This is a genomic window from Dyella caseinilytica (assembly GCF_016865235.1).
Taxonomy (GTDB): domain Bacteria; phylum Pseudomonadota; class Gammaproteobacteria; order Xanthomonadales; family Rhodanobacteraceae; genus Dyella_B; species Dyella_B caseinilytica.
Window position 1 is genome coordinate 2,072,091 of record NZ_CP064030.1, and the last position, 14,889, is coordinate 2,086,979.

At 59.8% G+C, this 14,889-nt stretch carries 13 protein-coding genes and 1 pseudogene; 3 read left to right on the plus strand and 11 right to left on the minus strand.

The window, feature by feature from the left end; translation table 11 throughout:
* Position 1 precedes the first annotated feature (1 nt).
* From ISN74_RS09135 to ISN74_RS09185, 11 genes and pseudogenes are all read right to left on the minus strand, one after another.
* Entirely contained in the window at positions 2-958 is a 957-nt protein-coding gene (locus ISN74_RS09135) for a type II secretion system F family protein (RefSeq protein WP_188799028.1), read from the minus strand.
* Positions 955-1,881 carry a type II secretion system F family protein gene (locus tag ISN74_RS09140; protein WP_188799029.1) on the minus strand — a complete coding sequence of 309 codons (927 nt, stop codon included), beginning with the start codon at positions 1,879-1,881 and terminating at the stop codon, positions 955-957. The genes ISN74_RS09135 and ISN74_RS09140 overlap by 4 nt, the downstream gene beginning before the upstream one ends.
* Positions 1,878-3,239 (minus strand): annotated as a pseudogene (locus tag ISN74_RS09145) (TadA family conjugal transfer-associated ATPase). Before ISN74_RS09145 ends, ISN74_RS09140 begins: the two are co-directional and overlap by 4 nt.
* Positions 3,224-4,504: a CpaE/TadZ family protein gene (locus ISN74_RS09150; RefSeq protein ID WP_188799030.1), complete on the minus strand. Its 1,281-nt coding sequence runs from the start codon at positions 4,502-4,504 to the stop codon at positions 3,224-3,226. Before ISN74_RS09150 ends, ISN74_RS09145 begins: the two are co-directional and overlap by 16 nt.
* Before the next feature lie 12 nt (positions 4,505-4,516).
* The gene (locus ISN74_RS09155; RefSeq protein ID WP_188799031.1) at positions 4,517-5,866 is read right to left on the minus strand and encodes a type II and III secretion system protein family protein; all 1,350 of its coding nucleotides are present in this window, start codon (positions 5,864-5,866) and stop codon (positions 4,517-4,519) included.
* On the minus strand, positions 5,863-6,867 hold the full coding sequence (gene cpaB, locus ISN74_RS09160; protein WP_188799032.1) for a Flp pilus assembly protein CpaB: 1,005 nt from the start codon (positions 6,865-6,867) through the stop codon (positions 5,863-5,865). The genes ISN74_RS09155 and cpaB overlap by 4 nt, the downstream gene beginning before the upstream one ends.
* 32 nt (positions 6,868-6,899) lie before the next feature.
* A complete protein-coding gene (locus ISN74_RS09165) occupies positions 6,900-7,418 on the minus strand; it encodes a TadE/TadG family type IV pilus assembly protein (RefSeq protein WP_188799033.1) in 519 nt (172 codons plus the stop codon).
* Positions 7,419-7,431: 13 nt separating this feature from the next.
* A complete protein-coding gene (locus ISN74_RS09170; RefSeq protein ID WP_239004489.1) occupies positions 7,432-7,866 on the minus strand; it encodes an A24 family peptidase in 435 nt (144 codons plus the stop codon).
* Positions 7,867-8,096: 230 nt separating this feature from the next.
* On the minus strand, positions 8,097-8,276 hold the full coding sequence (locus tag ISN74_RS09175) for a Flp family type IVb pilin (protein WP_188799034.1): 180 nt from the start codon (positions 8,274-8,276) through the stop codon (positions 8,097-8,099).
* Positions 8,277-8,865: 589 nt separating this feature from the next.
* The gene (locus tag ISN74_RS09180; protein WP_188799035.1) at positions 8,866-9,480 is read right to left on the minus strand and encodes a nucleotidyltransferase family protein; all 615 of its coding nucleotides are present in this window, start codon (positions 9,478-9,480) and stop codon (positions 8,866-8,868) included.
* Entirely contained in the window at positions 9,477-10,493 is a 1,017-nt protein-coding gene (locus ISN74_RS09185; RefSeq protein ID WP_188799036.1) for an XdhC family protein, read from the minus strand. Before ISN74_RS09185 ends, ISN74_RS09180 begins: the two co-directional genes overlap by 4 nt.
* A 311-nt stretch (positions 10,494-10,804) precedes the next feature.
* Between ISN74_RS09185 and ISN74_RS09190 the strand changes: the two genes are divergently transcribed.
* Genes ISN74_RS09190 through ISN74_RS09200 form a run of 3 tightly spaced genes read left to right on the plus strand, consistent with a single transcriptional unit; the run spans position 10,805 to position 14,882 of the window.
* On the plus strand, positions 10,805-11,308 hold the full coding sequence (locus tag ISN74_RS09190) for a (2Fe-2S)-binding protein (protein WP_188799037.1): 504 nt from the start codon (positions 10,805-10,807) through the stop codon (positions 11,306-11,308).
* Complete coding sequence (locus tag ISN74_RS09195) at positions 11,305-13,578, plus strand: xanthine dehydrogenase family protein molybdopterin-binding subunit (RefSeq protein ID WP_188799038.1); 2,274 nt, start codon at positions 11,305-11,307, stop codon at positions 13,576-13,578. The genes ISN74_RS09190 and ISN74_RS09195 overlap by 4 nt, the downstream gene beginning before the upstream one ends.
* Positions 13,575-14,882 carry a c-type cytochrome gene (locus ISN74_RS09200; RefSeq protein ID WP_188799039.1) on the plus strand — a complete coding sequence of 436 codons (1,308 nt, stop codon included), beginning with the start codon at positions 13,575-13,577 and terminating at the stop codon, positions 14,880-14,882. The genes ISN74_RS09195 and ISN74_RS09200 overlap by 4 nt, the downstream gene beginning before the upstream one ends.
* Positions 14,883-14,889 lie beyond the last annotated feature (7 nt).

Here is a 14,889-nt window from a genome sequence, read left to right on the forward strand (position 1 = left end):
GTCAATGTCCTCGTAGCTTGGCCAAGGTACTGACCAGGGAAATCGCAGCGGGGCCTGCCAATACCAGCATCAAGGCCGGCAGCAACGTGAGCATCATCACCAGGGTCATCTTCACCGACAGCTTGCCGGTGCGTTCCTTCATGCTCATCTTGCGTTGTTCACGCAGGCGTTCTGCAAATTGGCGCAGTGGTTCCTGCACTGCACCACCATGCTCATGCACTTGCACGATGATCTGAACCAGACTCTGCAAGTCTTGATTGCCGAAAGACTCCGATAGCCGCCGCAGCGATTGCGCACGTGGCCGGCCGTGGATATAGGCAACATTCGCATCGTGGATTTCGCGTCCAAGCACCGGAATCACCGTGCGGAAACGTTCGGCAATGATCTGCAGACTCTGGTCCATGCTGACGCCGACGCCTTGAAGCAGGCGCAGCAGATCGATCAGCAGCGGTAGTTCATCATCCACACGCTTGCGCAGCCCGTTGGCCCACGCACTCAGTATGAACTTCGGCAACAGAAGGCCTGCTGCAAAGGCTGCTGCCAGATTAAGCAGCAGACGGATGCCACCGCCAGACAGCCACGGCAACAGGAAGATCGGCAACCCCATCGCCAGTACCAGGCGCAAACCAAGAAAGATGGCGCGATCCGTTGGCGTGTTTCGGTTGGCTTGATCGAGCAACAGGCGATCTTCCGGTGTCAGCAGCGCCTGTCCAAGCCGTCCACTTTCAAAATGCCGGCCGACGGATGCCAGCGTGTCGAGTGTGCGGCGCCAGAGTGACTGATCTGCATGAGCTGCAGCGTCTTGCGCGGCGCTGCTCGGCTGTTGCTGCAGGGCGCGATCGATCACGTGCACTACGTGTCCGCTTTGCCGCGATCGCTGCAGCCAATGGGCCCCGGCTATGGCCAGTCCGAGCAGCAGCGCAATCAGCGCACACGTGAAGAGAAGGGATGCGCTCATAGCGAGCGAGCCAGGCGGTAGAGCAGGACAGCGCCGAGCGTTTCCATACCAAGCGCCATCAACAGGAATTTGTGTCCCAGCGGCTGAGTGAACATCGGCGTGAAAAAGGCCGGATTGGTGATTGTCATAAAGACGGCCGTAGCTACCGGAAGCAGGCCGATCACCCAGGCGGACATGCGTGTTTCAGCCGTGATGGCTCTCAACTCCTGCCGAGCCTGGCTGAGGTCGCGCATGAAATCGCTCATGCGTTGCAGGATCAGGTCGGCGCGCCCGCCCATGCGCATGCCTGTGCCGAGCACTACATGCAGGAGTTCCAGTTCTTCCAGGCGATAGGGTTTTGACGCCAGCTGCAACGCACGATCCAGATCCAGCCCAGCCCGTACTGATTGCATGGCGCGATCCAGCACGACGCGCAGTGGCGGTTGTATCGACGGCAACGTGGCCTGGAATGCCATCGGCAGGCTGTTGCCGATGTTGGACATGCGCACGATGCCATCGAGGAAATCCGGAAGCTGACGAACGAACTGCTTCTGCAGTTTTTCCATGCGCATGCGCAGCCACAGCCAGACTCCCGCCGCATAGGCCCCAAGCAAGAGTGGCACCATCCACACGCTACCAACGCGCCACCATCCGACCAGAACCACGGCGAGACCGGCGACGCTGAGTATCACTGGCATGCGCCATCCTGCCGGCAAACCGGCACGCAGCATCAGTGCATCGGAACGTAATTCGTCCTTCGTCTGCGTTGCCGCGAGCAGGGTGGGAGGGCCGGGGCGATGAACGTCCACCGTGCCTGCAAGACTTTGTTCGATATGCGCAAGACTTTTGCGCGCCTGCCTGCGAGCAGCCGTGCCCCACCACAGTTCGACTGCACCGGCGAGCATCAGCAGAGCCATGCTAAGGAGGGCGAGCGTCTGGATCATGGCAGGCCACTGCCTGCATCGAGCAGGAATTGCCGATAGGGCTCCAGCTTGGGTGTATGCGGATGGAAGCCCAGGCCGGGCCAGCGTTCGTGCTCTACGCCATCCAGGTCGATCGCCGCTTCATAGCGGTAAAGTTCCTGTGTGGTGATCACTTCATCACTGGCGCCGATCACTTCGGTAATGGCGGAAATAACGCGTCGCCCGTTGTTGAGACGTGCGATCTGGATGATGAAATCGATGGCGCTGGCGATCTGCCTGCGCAAGCTGCTTTCCGTGCCCTGGAAGCCGGCGAAGCCGCACAGCATTTCCAGACGATACAAGGCATCGCGTGGTGAATTGGCGTGGATGGTCGACATCGAGCCGTCATGGCCGGTGTTCATTGCCTGCAGCATTTCCAATACTTCCGAGCCGCGCACCTCGCCGACAACGATGCGATCCGGGCGCATGCGCAAGCTGTTGCGAACCAAGTCGCGAATGGTGACCGCGCCGTCGCCTTCGAAGCCGCCAAGGCGGCTTTCCAGTCGCACGACATGCGGGTGATTGAGCGATAGCTCCGCCGTATCCTCGACAGTGATCACGCGCTCGGTGTGCGGTATGAAACTGGCCAGCGCGTTGAGCAGTGAGGTCTTGCCGCAGCTGGTTCCGCCGGAAATCACGATATTGCAGCGGCCCATCACCGCTGCGCGAAGCAGGGCGTGGATGGGCTTGTCGAACATCTTTCGCGCAAGCAGGTCGTCCGGTGTAAACGGGTCCTTGCGGAATTTGCGGATCGACACGCACGGGCCGGAAACCGACAGTGGCTCGATGATCGCATTCAGACGGCCGCCATCAGGAAGGCGTGCGTCGACCATCGGATTGGATTCATCCAACCGGCGCCCGATCGGTACCAGGAAGCGCCGCACAATGCGCAGTACGTGACGGTTATCGGTAAAGCGTGCCGTGCAGTGTTCCAGCACACCGCAACGCGATACGTAAACCTCCTTGTAGCCGTTGATCAGGATATCTTCCACTTCAGGGTCGTGCAGCAGGTCATCCAGCGGGCCGAAGCCGGTCAGCTCCTTGACCAGTGCAGCAGATACTTTGCGCATTTCGGCTTCGTTGATGGGAATGCGCCATTCCTACACGAAGTTGGCCGTTTCGATCTCGGCGTATTTGGTGATTGTGTCCTGCGACCAGGACGTAATGTCCAGGTGCTGTTCTTCGATGCGATTGAGCAAGAATTCGTGCGCGCCTGAAAGCACGTCATGAAATTGCTGGGTCTGATCGAAGGGTATGTTGCGGCGAGGGGCGGTGGCGTCGTCAATGCGGCGCAAAACGTCCGACAAGTCGCTATCGGCGTGTTTCAGGGCGTTTTCCATCGATGCTCTCCCTTACGGTTGAACAATCTTTTCCATCGGGACGAATCGGCACTGTCTTTCACGCCGATATGCAACTTGGCCTGCAGCGGAGCCAGTGCGCGTATGTACGCGTCATGCGGCGCCACCTGGTGCAACAGCAGACCCTGGTTGGCACTACTGCGCAGGACGCGTCCGCGATCGGGCAGGGTGGCAAGCAGTGGTAGTTCGAAGCGTTCGGCGATCTGGCGTGCGTTGATGCCACAGTCTTCGTCATGTCGGTTGATGATCAGCGATAGGCGCTTATCTCGTGCATTGAGTTGCGCAAGCTGGCGTAGGCACAGGTCCAACGACACCATGGATGCGATGCCTTGGTCGGCGACCAGCCAAATTTCATCGGTGGCTTGCAGCAATCCCTGCGGAAGATGCCGCAACGGCAGGCCGCCGGCGTCGCACAGCACCAGCTCGAACAGGCTCAGCAGGCGATCGATCAGTAGTGCAGCATCGGACCCGCCGGAGGATTCCTGTGTTTGCGAAAGGATCGCCAGACGGCTGGCGTGACGCGGCATCGCCGTGCGAATCAGTGTCGCATCGATGCGCGACGCATTGCGCAGCGCATCTTCGTAATGAAAATCACCTTTCGCGCCGAGATACAGGGACGCATCACCGTGTGGCGATCCCAGGTCGAGCAGCAAGCTGTGCGGTGCGACCGTATCGCCAACCGCGTCGTTTTCGAACTTGGCGGTTGGCATGGACAGCGCACCGAGATGTGCCGCCAGTGTGCTGGTGCCGACACCCGGACGCACGCCAAGCAGCAGCACCAATTGCCCGGGCTTACGTGATGCGGCGACGGGAGCTGCCTGCGCTGTGGCGGCATGTTCCAGCGCATGATTCAGCAAGGTGCGGATCTCGTCGTCCGACGCATCCATATCGATGAAGTCGCGTACGCCGGCGCGCAGCGCGGCGAGCACACCAGTCGCGCGATCTGCCGCTGTGGAGCCGACGCCGATCAGTGGAATATCCGGCGTCAAGGCATGGATATCGCGTGCCAGGGTGGTGGATGCATCGGCGGTTTCACAGGCGTAGTCGAGTAGCACCATGCGATGCTCGCTGCGCAACACTGCCCAGTGTTCGGGCGTAAAGCGGCGACTATCTTCCCAATGCACGGTTGCCACATTGCGCAAACGTGCAGCAAGCCGCTGAGCGCGTTGTTCATCCATTGAGTAAAACAGCAGCTTCACGCCAAGCTCCAGCTTGCCGAAAGGAATGATGGAGGCGACCGTCTGCATCTCACGGCCCCTCTAGCGGGAAAACCCGGGCAGTTGGTCGGAGCCGGCCGGATTGAGCAGGAACGATCCCCACACCGGCATCGCTTGCTGCTGCTCTCGCTCGCCCGGCAAAGGTAGCTTTACGCCGCGCGCCACGGCATGCACCAGGTGCGGTGTCACCATGATCACCAGCTCCTTGTCCTGCTTGCTGTACTGCATGTCACGGAAGAACGCACCGATGATCGGAATATCGCCAAGCAGCGGAATCTTGTTCATCTGGCTGGTGATGTCCTGGCTCACCAGTCCACCGATGACGAAGGTTTCGCCATCGCCAAGTTCCACCGTGGTATCGGCGCGTCGCGTCGTAATGGCGGGCACCGAGACGCCGCTGATCACCAGCTCATTGGTGTAGTCCAGCTCGCTGGCTTCCGGCGCCACTTTCAGCGCAATGCGATCCGGCGCGAGCACGGTGGGCGTGAGGGTCAAGCCAACGCCGTAGGGCTTATAGACGATGGCGACCGTGCCCAGGCCTTGCGGTTCGGGGATGGGCAATTCACCACCTGCCAGGAAGCTGGCGCTCTGTCCCGAAAGCGCGACCAGTGTCGGTTCGGCCAGCACGCGGGCCAGACCATCGCTTTGTAGCAGGCTCAGGTCGCCGAAAAGATTGTTCTTGTTGAAGATCAGATTGAACGCAGAGGAAATCGGCTGGGTTGCCGTAAACGTGACACCGCCGACGGTGGAGCTGCTATTGGTGCTGCTGCTGTTCTGCGTGCTGCCGACCTGCACTGAACTCAGTGTGGTGGGCGCAAAGGTGCCGAAGGTGAAGCCGCCATTGCTCTTGATCAGATTGAGCCCGATCTCGCTCATGGCCGTCTTGTCGAACTCCACCACTTTCACGTCGACCTGTACTACCTCGCCGCTGTCGATGGTCGACATGTCGGCGACAGCGGCTTTGGCGTCGCCTGACGTGGCGGCATTCAAGGCTTGCTGATGGTCGAGCAGGCTGGGTGCTTCGCCACGCAACAAGGCGGTGCCGTCCTGTTGGTCGACCTGGGTGCCGGCATCGTTTTCCAGTTGCGATTGGATGGCGCTGCGCACCACGACAGTCAAACGCTGTGGCTGAGACTGGCCGTGATGCCAGAGCAGCAGCACGGTTTCGCCGGCCTGCTTGCCGACCAGCAATACTTCGCCGCGACTCTTCAAGGTGACGACATCGGCAACGCCGGGATCGGCAATGGCGATGCGTTCGAGATCCGCGGGCAGGCGCCATGGCCGTTGCTCATGCGTCTGCAGGACAACGTCCGCAGTCGCGTCGCTGGCGATGCAGGGAACCGTTATCAGTGCCAGCGCACCCAGGCAGTACAGGTAGCCGTATCGCATCATGGTGAATGGGTTCCTGTGCTGTCGCTGCGTTGTGCGCCGCGAATGATCTCTATGCCGGAGGCGAGTTCGACGTGGCGGCCGGTGGTTGCCCGCGGCAGCGCAACGATCTGGCCGGCCAAGCCGGAGCCATCAACGCCGGCAAAGGCATCGTTCTCCGGCGAATTGAGCTGTTCATGCTGCTCGCCGGACAGGTACGCCAGCGGCGCAAGTACGACAGGTGGCTGCGGGAACAGTCGGTTGTCCGGTTGGCTGTCGTCACCGGGGTAGCGCAGTGCCAGCGTGAGCTTTCCATTTTGCGCACCCAGCAGCAGTTCATCGATATCCGCTAACGGCACCGCCAACACGGCGGTGCGAGCCTGTTCTGCCACGTCGTTTCTGACTGTGGACTGTTCGGCCGTCGAGGTCGCAGGCTTGCCAACGGAAGCTGCGGGAACAGGAAGATTGCGATCGCCATAAGCGAGCACGCGCAGGCGTGAAAGCAGCAGTCGTGTCTGGCTCTGGTCGCGGTTCGGTCCGGGGCCGGTGTTTTGCGGACTCTTCAGGCTCAGGAACACATCAACGTAGTCGCCGGGAACGATGTGATTACCGACGGCGGCGACTTCATCCACCGGCACAGCCAGTGCGCGTTCGCCCGGTATCAGCTGCATTGCCATGCCATGTGCAAGCAAGTCGGCAGTAACCGGTGTACCTGCAGGAATCCCGACCAACGGCAAGTGCCCGGCGACCGCGTCCACATTCGTGAAGCTGCCCTGGGGTGGCTGCGCTTCGTTGGTGAGGCGCAGCGACGAAAACGAAATTGCTTGGCCCGCAGGCAGTGCATCGGCAGCGACCACGACTGGTACGCCGTTACTTTCACCAGAGGATGCGGGCGTGGTGCCAACAACTTGGGATGGTATGGCCGTGTGTTGCGTATTGTGCCGCCCCAGGCTGAGCGCCAGCACAGCCAGCACGAAGGCCAGTACTACCAGCAGGATCGCCGCGATTCGAGTAATTTTCTGCATGAATGCTGTCTCCGAGTCGCGGGCCTGGGCCCTTAATCGCCGGTAAGGTCCAATTGCACCGTGGCCGAACTGCTCATCACTGCACCCATCACCCAGCCGTACAGCGTCTTCGTGCCAGGAAGGAAGGGATAAGCGTTGTAGTTGTAGGAAGCGATCACTGTCATGCACGACATCGCCGGTGTGCTGGGGCAGGCTGCAGGTGCCGATACGGCAATCGCCGTATAGGTGCTGCTAGGTCCCGAGGGCGAGGCGCAATTCGGTGTCTGTCCGGAAAAATTCAGCAGCCACGTCATCGATTCCTCTGCCGCGTTGCAGGCATTCGTTTCGCGCTGGGCAGTGGTGCCGTAGTGCAGCGCCGCGCGGGCGCCTTCTGCTGCGGCGAGACTGAGGGTTTCTTGCGCGGCGAAGATCATGACGCCTGACAAGGTAAGCAGCAGCAGAGGTAGCACGCCGAACAGGAACACCAATGCGAACTCGATCGCCACTACGCCATGCTGCCAGCGTCGGCCGGAATGTTTCGCAAGATGATGTCGAGTTGGCGGTGAGCGCATGGCGATTCGATCCTCACCAGTACGTCAGAGATGGATTGAAAAGCGTGATCAGCGCGCCGGCTGAGAGAAAAGCAGCATAAGGTGTGCCACGGCGAATCCTTTCGCTGGTGAGTGCATGTGTGGTGCTGGCATCGAGCCATCCCTGCGTGGCATGGCGCAGCCGATAATTCGACGCTAATAGGTAGATTGCATGGGCTCCCGCCAGCAAGCTTGCGATTACCCAAATCGGCAACAGTGCTTTGGCTCCGAGCAGGAAGCCAAGTGTGGCAAAGAGCTTGACATCGCCAGCTCCCATCCAATGAATGACATAAAACGGGAGCAGCGAAATCAAGCCCACGAGCAAGCCGATCATCGATGGCGACGGCGCCCCCGTCTGACCCTGCGCCCATTGAGCACAAAGAAGGAGAGCCCCCAAAATCAGCACGATGGCAAGCAGTGAGTTAGGCACGCGTCGTGCGGAAATGTCGCTGATCGCTATCAGTGCGCAAAAGGGCACAGCTAGTGCAAATAGGAGTGTGGGCATCATTGAAGTCCCGTTCGTCACAGGTCAGGCTCAGTAATGGGTGCGCAGGGCGCATGCCTCCACAGCGCGCCATCCTTGAATGGCGTGTTAGCTGCTAACTAAGGCCGCAATTAATTCAGTACGAGCCCAGCCAAGATTTAAGGCGAACTGCTTTCCTAAGTCGTGGCCGATGTGACTGCAGTGGTGAGTGCAGTCATGATGTCGTTGTAAATCGTTTTGATGTTGGTCTGGAATACGCTAATCAGTAGAGCGGCAACAATGCACGCCAAAATGCCGTATTCAAGCGCGGTAACGCCATCTTCCTCGACGAGGAAATTGCGAATCGAAGCGTTCATTTGAATCCCCCTATGGGCTTAATGCCCATGAGCCATGCCAATATGGCCAAGACACATGAAGTCACAAGACACACACTGACCGATGACCCGCGACAACGCGTCGTGGGCTGACCTTTAAAGGCCTGCGGAAATACCTAGCGGTAGGATTCCCGCCTTTCGGATTGTTGAGGGTTATTACTGGATTCACCCAATTCAGATGCTAATCATCAACCTGTCGATGGCATGTGAAGAATTACTTGCTGTTTTTATTAAACTTCTACGTTTCAAGAAATGGCGTTTTCAGGAAATCTTGCCGAGTTGCGTCGAAAATTTGACGCCTGAAAATACGTCTGCCGGCGATGCTTGCACGTACCATCATGTTGCTAGATAGGAAGCATTTATCGGGCCATCTCTATCCAGGTCATATTTATCGATTTAAATGCATCGGCTTGATGATTTATTTGTTATTGCTGAGTGAATGGCGCCGGAATAATGGCGGAATTAGCCATATTTTGTCACTCGAGAAAATGAAAATTAAAATGCTTTTCGCACAAATAGCGGGTTTCATCAGCTTCGTAGGCCATGTTGAAGGTCATGCGTGGGTCATTTTTCATGACCTGGTGCTCGGCAAATTTGCCAATCGCTCGCGTGCTTTTCTCAAGTCTTCTTGTGTGTCGACGTCGATAGTGTCATTCGACGCAAAAAGCTCGACGCGCGATGTTTCCTGCTCAATGATTTTGCGCGCGCCATGTGATCCGGAAAGCGTCATCAGCGCGGCGAAGCAATCGTGGGGAAATAGCGCGGGAGGTCCCGAAACGCCTGCATGTTCCGTTGCCAAAATGTGATCAGGCACTGCAACGTGTCGCTGAAGCATCGCCCGCAAGAACGATCCTGCGAGCAATGGTTGATCGGCCAGACAGATCAACACGGAGGACGCGTGCGGATAGGCGCGAATCACTTCGCGCATGCCGGCGGCGAACGAGTTGCCCATGCCAAGTGCCCATTCTTCACAGCGAACCAGACTTAGCGGCAAATCGTCGAGCACTGCTTCCACCTGTTCGGCGTGAGCGCCGGTGACCGCGATGACGGGAACATCCAGTTCCAGCAGGCTTCGTGCGATGCGCCTTGCCATCGGTTCGCCAGCGATATCAGCGAGTTGTTTGGCACCACCGAAACGGCTACCTTCGCCCGCGGCGAGCAGCAGGATGACAGGCGATGTGCTCATCCGTGAATCGTGCCGTTGTTATTGCGCAGCGAACTGCCGCTACGACGATTGATTACGGCCATGATTTCGGCGGCAATGGCCAGCGCGATTTCTTCAGGCGTTTCCGAGCCGATATCCAAACCGGCAGGCGCGTGCAGGTGCAGGCCATCCAGTGCCATGTCGTTGCGCATGCGTGCCACTCGTTCGCGCGAGCCCAGCGCGCCGATGTAGGCAGCCGGGGCACTTTTCAGCGCTTTGAGGTAAGCAATGTCGTGTTCCAGATTGTGCGTCATCACCACCACGGAGCTGTGTGCATCCAATGACAGGGCTGCGGGTAAGCTCGTAGGCGTTGCGCAGATCGTGTCGAGTCCGGCGGGCAGATCGTTAGCTTGCAATCGCGCGGGGTCGCTGTCGACGAGCGTGGTGCGCCAGCCAAGCGCTCGCGCCAGCGGTAACAGCGCGCGTGCTGCGGCGCTGCTGCCGATGACGAACAGAGCATGTGGCGGTGAAATTGCCTCGACCAATGCATCGGCTTCACCGAGTGCGGACGGCAGACTAAGTACGGTGGCTCGGCGCATGGTGATAGGCGGCGTGCGGGCAATAATGGCCGTTACCAGAGCCGGGTCCTGAAGCGAATCGTGCAATACACCATGAGCGTTCCATATCAGCCGGCGCGGCGTGGTAACGGCATGGCCGATGGCAAATAGCGTGGCCAAGTAGATGTTCTGTCGCTCATCGAGGTTGCGCGACAAGGTATCGATGAAATCGGTGTCGTGCGTTGTCAGAAGTGGTTCGATCAGGACTTCCAGTTCGCCACCGCAGCCCATCTCGATCAGCACATCCAGTGCGGATTCCGCGTTGTAGCTGACCAATCGCGGTTCGCCATCGGCGATCACTTCCAGCGCGCGCGCCACGATATCGCGCTGCGGGCAACCACCGGAAAGTTCGCAGACCACGCGGCCGTCACCCAATACCAGCATGCGCGTACCAGGGCGACGAAAGGTTGAGCCGCGCGTGCGGGTCAAGGTTGCCATAGCCGCTTTCGGCGATCCTTCATCATGAAGGGTGCGCAACGCGGCGATTAGGGTGCTTAGCTCATGTGCCGAGTTCATGGGGCAATCGTCGCATGCCTTTTCTGGATCTGCGATTCGGTGTTGGGGCCCGTGCAAGTGATCCGTCGTCCCGGGGAAGGCCGGGACCCAGCGTCTTTAAGCAGCCCCGAAGTCACTGGGTCCCGGCCTTCGCCGGGACGACGAGCGTGCATTTGCCGATCGCATAGCGTCATGGTGTCAGCTATATATCGCTCAATGTCAGAATGGGGCAATGGCGGCGTGCGGAGGTTCTGATGCTTTCCTTGTCCGTGAACGGTCAGTCGCATGCTGTTGATGTTCCCGACGACATGCCGCTGCTTTGGGTGCTGCGCGACGTCATCGGCCTGACGGGCACCAAGTTTGGATGCGGCATTGCGCAATGCGGCGCCTGCACGGTGCACCTGGATGGCCAGCCGGTGCGCTCTTGCGTGCTTCCGGTCGGCGCCATCGGCGACCGCTCCATTACCACCATCGAGGCTGTCGGCAATACGCCGGCTGGCCAGAAGATCCAGCAGGCATGGCTGGATGTGGACGTGGTGCAGTGCGGCTACTGCCAGTCCGGACAGATCATGTCTGCCGCGGCGCTCCTGCAGCGGACCCCCAACCCCAGCGATGCGGATATCGATGCGGCCATGTCCGGCAATATCTGCCGTTGCGGCACCTATGTGCGCATCCGCGCAGCCATCAAGCAGGCTGCAACGGGCAAGCAGGAGATCCTGCAGACAATAGTAAGCGCGCCGGAGGGGACTGCGCCATGAAGAAGCCTGCCGATCACGCGCAGCACGGGTCCGAGATTGTCGACCTTGGCCGACGTCACGCGTTGCAGGCCAGCGGGCTGGCGATTGCTTTTCTGTGGCTGGGCACTACCGGTACGGCTTCGGCGATGATCAATGCGCGCCGCCAGCCGGGCGATGCCGCCGCCGCGCAGGCCGATGGCAATCCACCGTTCGCGCCGAATGCCTTTATCCGTATCGACACCACCGGCAAGGTGCGCCTGGTCATGCCCACTGTTGAAATGGGGCAGGGCATCTACACCGGCTGCTGCATGCTGCTGGCTGAAGAACTGGGCGTCGGCCTGGATCAGATCACGGTGGAGCATTCGCCACCGAGTGATGAGCTGTATGGCATTCCGTTGCTGGGCGGCCAGATCACAGGCGGTTCCACCAGTACACGGGCGACCTGGCAGGTGCTGCGCGAAGCGGGCGCGGTGGCGCGCAGCATGCTGGTGAGTGCAGCTGCGTCGCAGTGGCACGTCGATCCATCCACTTGCACAGTGGATCGCGGCGTCGTGCATCACGCGGCGTCGGGGCGCAGCCTCGGTTTTGGCGCATTGTCTGTGGCGGCTGGCAAATTGCCGATGCCCGATAAGGTGTTATTGACCGATCCCAAAGACTTCAAATTGATCGGCAAGCCGATGCGACGTGTCGATTCGCCGGACAAGATCAAGGGCGCCACGCAGTTCGGTATCGATGTGCAGGTGCCGGGGATGAAGATTGCCACCGTGATGGCGTGTCCTACCTTTGGCGGCAAGCTCGTTGCCGTTGATGATAAAGCCGCACGGGCGGTACCCGGCGTGGTCGATGTCCTGCGACTGGACAATGCCGTGGCGGTGGTCGGTGATCATTTCTGGGCGGCGAAACAGGGCTTGCATGCATTGAACGTCACGTGGGACCGTGGCGAAAACGCCCATCTCACCACCCAACAATTACGCGACACTTTGGCCGATGCGGCACGCAACGGCAAATCCGTCGCCGCACGCAACGATGGCGACCGTCCGCAAGGCACGCTGGTCCAATCGGAATACCAGTCACCGATGTTTGCGCATGCGACGATGGAGCCGATGAACGCCACGGTGCATGTCACTGCGGATCAGTGCGAGATCTGGGTTGGCACACAAGTGCCTGCGCGCGCGGTAGACGAGTCAGCGAAGATCACCGGTCTGTCACCGGACAAAGTCATCCTGCATAACCAATATCTTGGTGGCGGTTTCGGCCGCCGGCTGGAAACCGATTGGGTCGAGCAGGCGGTGGCGTTCGCCAAGCAGGTGTCTTACCCGGTGAAAGTGGTATGGACGCGTGAGGAAGATATTCGTCACGACCGCATGCGGCCGATGTATCACGACGTGGTGTCTGCCGTGGTCGACGCGGATGGAAAACCCGTCTGGTACGGTTATCGCACCAGTGGCAGCTCCGTGTTGGCCCGTTTTGCGCCGGCTGCCATGGGCAAGGATGGCATGGATAGTGATGCTGTCGAATGCGTGGCGGAAATTCCCTACGATATTCCCAAGGGCAAAGTGGAGTGGATTCGTCACGACATGCCGACGGGATTGGTCACTGGCTGGTGGCGCGGTGTCGGCCCTACCCACAATTTGTTCGTGTTCGAAAGCTTCATCGACGAACTGGCTCATCATGCCGGCAAGGATCCGCTCGAGTATCGCCGCGCTTTGCTGCAGAAAAGTCCACGGGCGCTGGGTGTGCTGAATCTTGCTGCCGAGAAAATCGGTTGGGGCGGTCAGCCGTTGCCTGCGCGAGTCGGACGCGGTATCGCACTGGGTGAACCCTTCGGCAGTCACGTCTGCGCGATTGTGGAAGCGGAAGTCACACCACAAGGCGAGGTGCGTTTGCGTCGTGCCGTGGTGGGTCTCGACGTGGGTGTCGCCGTCAACACCAGTTCCATCGAAGCACAGGTGCAAGGCGGCATCATCTTTGGCTTAAGTGCAGCGATGTACAGCGGTCTCACTATCAAGGATGGCGCAATCGAGCAGAGCAACTTCAACGACTATCGCGTACTTCGCATCAACGAATCGCCCGTTGTGGAAGTGCATCGCGTGGTCAATGCCGAACCGCCTGGTGGCCTCGGTGAAGTCGGCACGGCCATTGCCGCGCCTGCGTTGGCCAACGCGATTTTCGCAGCGACGGGCGTGCGGCTTTACAAGCTGCCGGTGGATCGCGATCTGCTGGTGCAAAGTCCCGATGCGCTCAAGTCGGCCGCGTCCGGAACGGCGAACCAGGGGAGGAACGTGGCATGACTCGCCTCCTCGTCATCGTGGTGGTGTTGGTGCTGCTGGGAGCCGGCGCCTACGTCTATCTCAATCGCCCGGATACTTCCGATGGCACAGCGCCGGCAATAGCTGGTGCACCTCCCAGTTCGGATGTGCTGGCACGCGGCGAATACCTCGCCAAAGCAGCCGACTGCACGGCGTGCCATACCGTACCCGGTTCCGGCAAGGCATTTGCCGGTGGCGTGGCATTCAAGATGCCGTTCGGCACGATTTATTCGTCCAACATCACCGCTGACGAAACTACCGGCATCGGTAGCTGGAGCGATGATGATTTCGTGCGCGCGGTGCGCGAAGGTGTGCGCAGCGACGGACAGCATCTGTATCCGGCTTTCCCCTACACCTCTTACACTCAGCTCAGCCGCAGCGATGTGCTGGCGATCAAGGCCTATCTTTTCAGTCTGCCCAAGATCTCGCAGGCTGATAAGGAAAACCAATTGTCCTTCCCCTTCAACCAGCGCTGGGCGATGGGCTTCTGGAATGCAGCCTTCTTCAAGAGCCAGCGCTTCCAGCCAGATCCTGCGCAATCGCCGCAATGGAACAGTGGCAAATACCTGGCTGTGGCGCTGGAGCACTGCGGCGAGTGTCATACGCCGCGCAACTTCGCTTTTGCGATGGAACATGGTGATGAGTTTGCCGGGCAGGAGCTGCAAGGTTGGCGTGCCTACAACATCACGTCCGATCAGGCGCATGGCATTGGCGCGTGGAGCGACAGCGACATCAGTAGTTATCTCAGCACCGGCCATGCGGATGGCCGCGGCACAGCCTCTGGGCCGATGGCTGAAGCGGTCGAAAACAGTCTGCGCTATCTCAACCCTTCGGACGCGGCATCGCTGGTGGCTTACCTGCGCAGCGTGCCGGCGCGCGAAGGCAAGGATCCGATCACCATCGATGCCCAGGCTGCGCCGGCTGTTGCTTCCAGCAACGCAGCGCCTGGTGGCGACAGCGCCAGCGCGGACAATCCCGGCCTGAAACTCTTCGAAGGCGCCTGCGCAAGCTGCCACCAGTGGAACGGCAAGGGGCAGGAGACGCCCTATGCATCTTTGCTGGGCACACGCGGCGTCAATGACGTGCGTGGCGCCAATCTCACGCAGGTGCTGCTACATGGCTCCAATTTGCGCGCGCTGGGGCCAAACGTTTTCATGCCCGAATTCGGCAATGCGTATTCGGACACGGAGATCGCGCAGTTGGCCAATTACGTGATTGCCCATTTTGGTAACAAACAGGGCACGGTCACGCCGGACGATGTGGCGCAGCGGCGCAAGCAATTCTGATAAAGAG

Coding starts and splice junctions, on each gene's coding strand:
- ISN74_RS09165 (WP_188799033.1), bottom strand. CDS start 7,418: ATGCGCTCACCGCCAACTCGACATCATCTTGCGAAACATTCCGGCCGA.
- ISN74_RS09180 (WP_188799035.1), bottom strand. CDS start 9,480: ATGAGCACATCGCCTGTCATCCTGCTGCTCGCCGCGGGCGAAGGTAGC.
- ISN74_RS09200 (WP_188799039.1), top strand. CDS start 13,575: ATGACTCGCCTCCTCGTCATCGTGGTGGTGTTGGTGCTGCTGGGAGCC.
- ISN74_RS09185 (WP_188799036.1), bottom strand. CDS start 10,493: ATGGCAACCTTGACCCGCACGCGCGGCTCAACCTTTCGTCGCCCTGGT.
- ISN74_RS09195 (WP_188799038.1), top strand. CDS start 11,305: ATGAAGAAGCCTGCCGATCACGCGCAGCACGGGTCCGAGATTGTCGAC.
- ISN74_RS09135 (WP_188799028.1), bottom strand. CDS start 958: ATGAGCGCATCCCTTCTCTTCACGTGTGCGCTGATTGCGCTGCTGCTC.
- ISN74_RS09190 (WP_188799037.1), top strand. CDS start 10,805: ATGCTTTCCTTGTCCGTGAACGGTCAGTCGCATGCTGTTGATGTTCCC.
- cpaB (WP_188799032.1), bottom strand. CDS start 6,867: ATGCAGAAAATTACTCGAATCGCGGCGATCCTGCTGGTAGTACTGGCC.
- ISN74_RS09175 (WP_188799034.1), bottom strand. CDS start 8,276: ATGAACGCTTCGATTCGCAATTTCCTCGTCGAGGAAGATGGCGTTACC.
- ISN74_RS09155 (WP_188799031.1), bottom strand. CDS start 5,866: ATGATGCGATACGGCTACCTGTACTGCCTGGGTGCGCTGGCACTGATA.
- ISN74_RS09150 (WP_188799030.1), bottom strand. CDS start 4,504: ATGCAGACGGTCGCCTCCATCATTCCTTTCGGCAAGCTGGAGCTTGGC.
- ISN74_RS09140 (WP_188799029.1), bottom strand. CDS start 1,881: ATGATCCAGACGCTCGCCCTCCTTAGCATGGCTCTGCTGATGCTCGCC.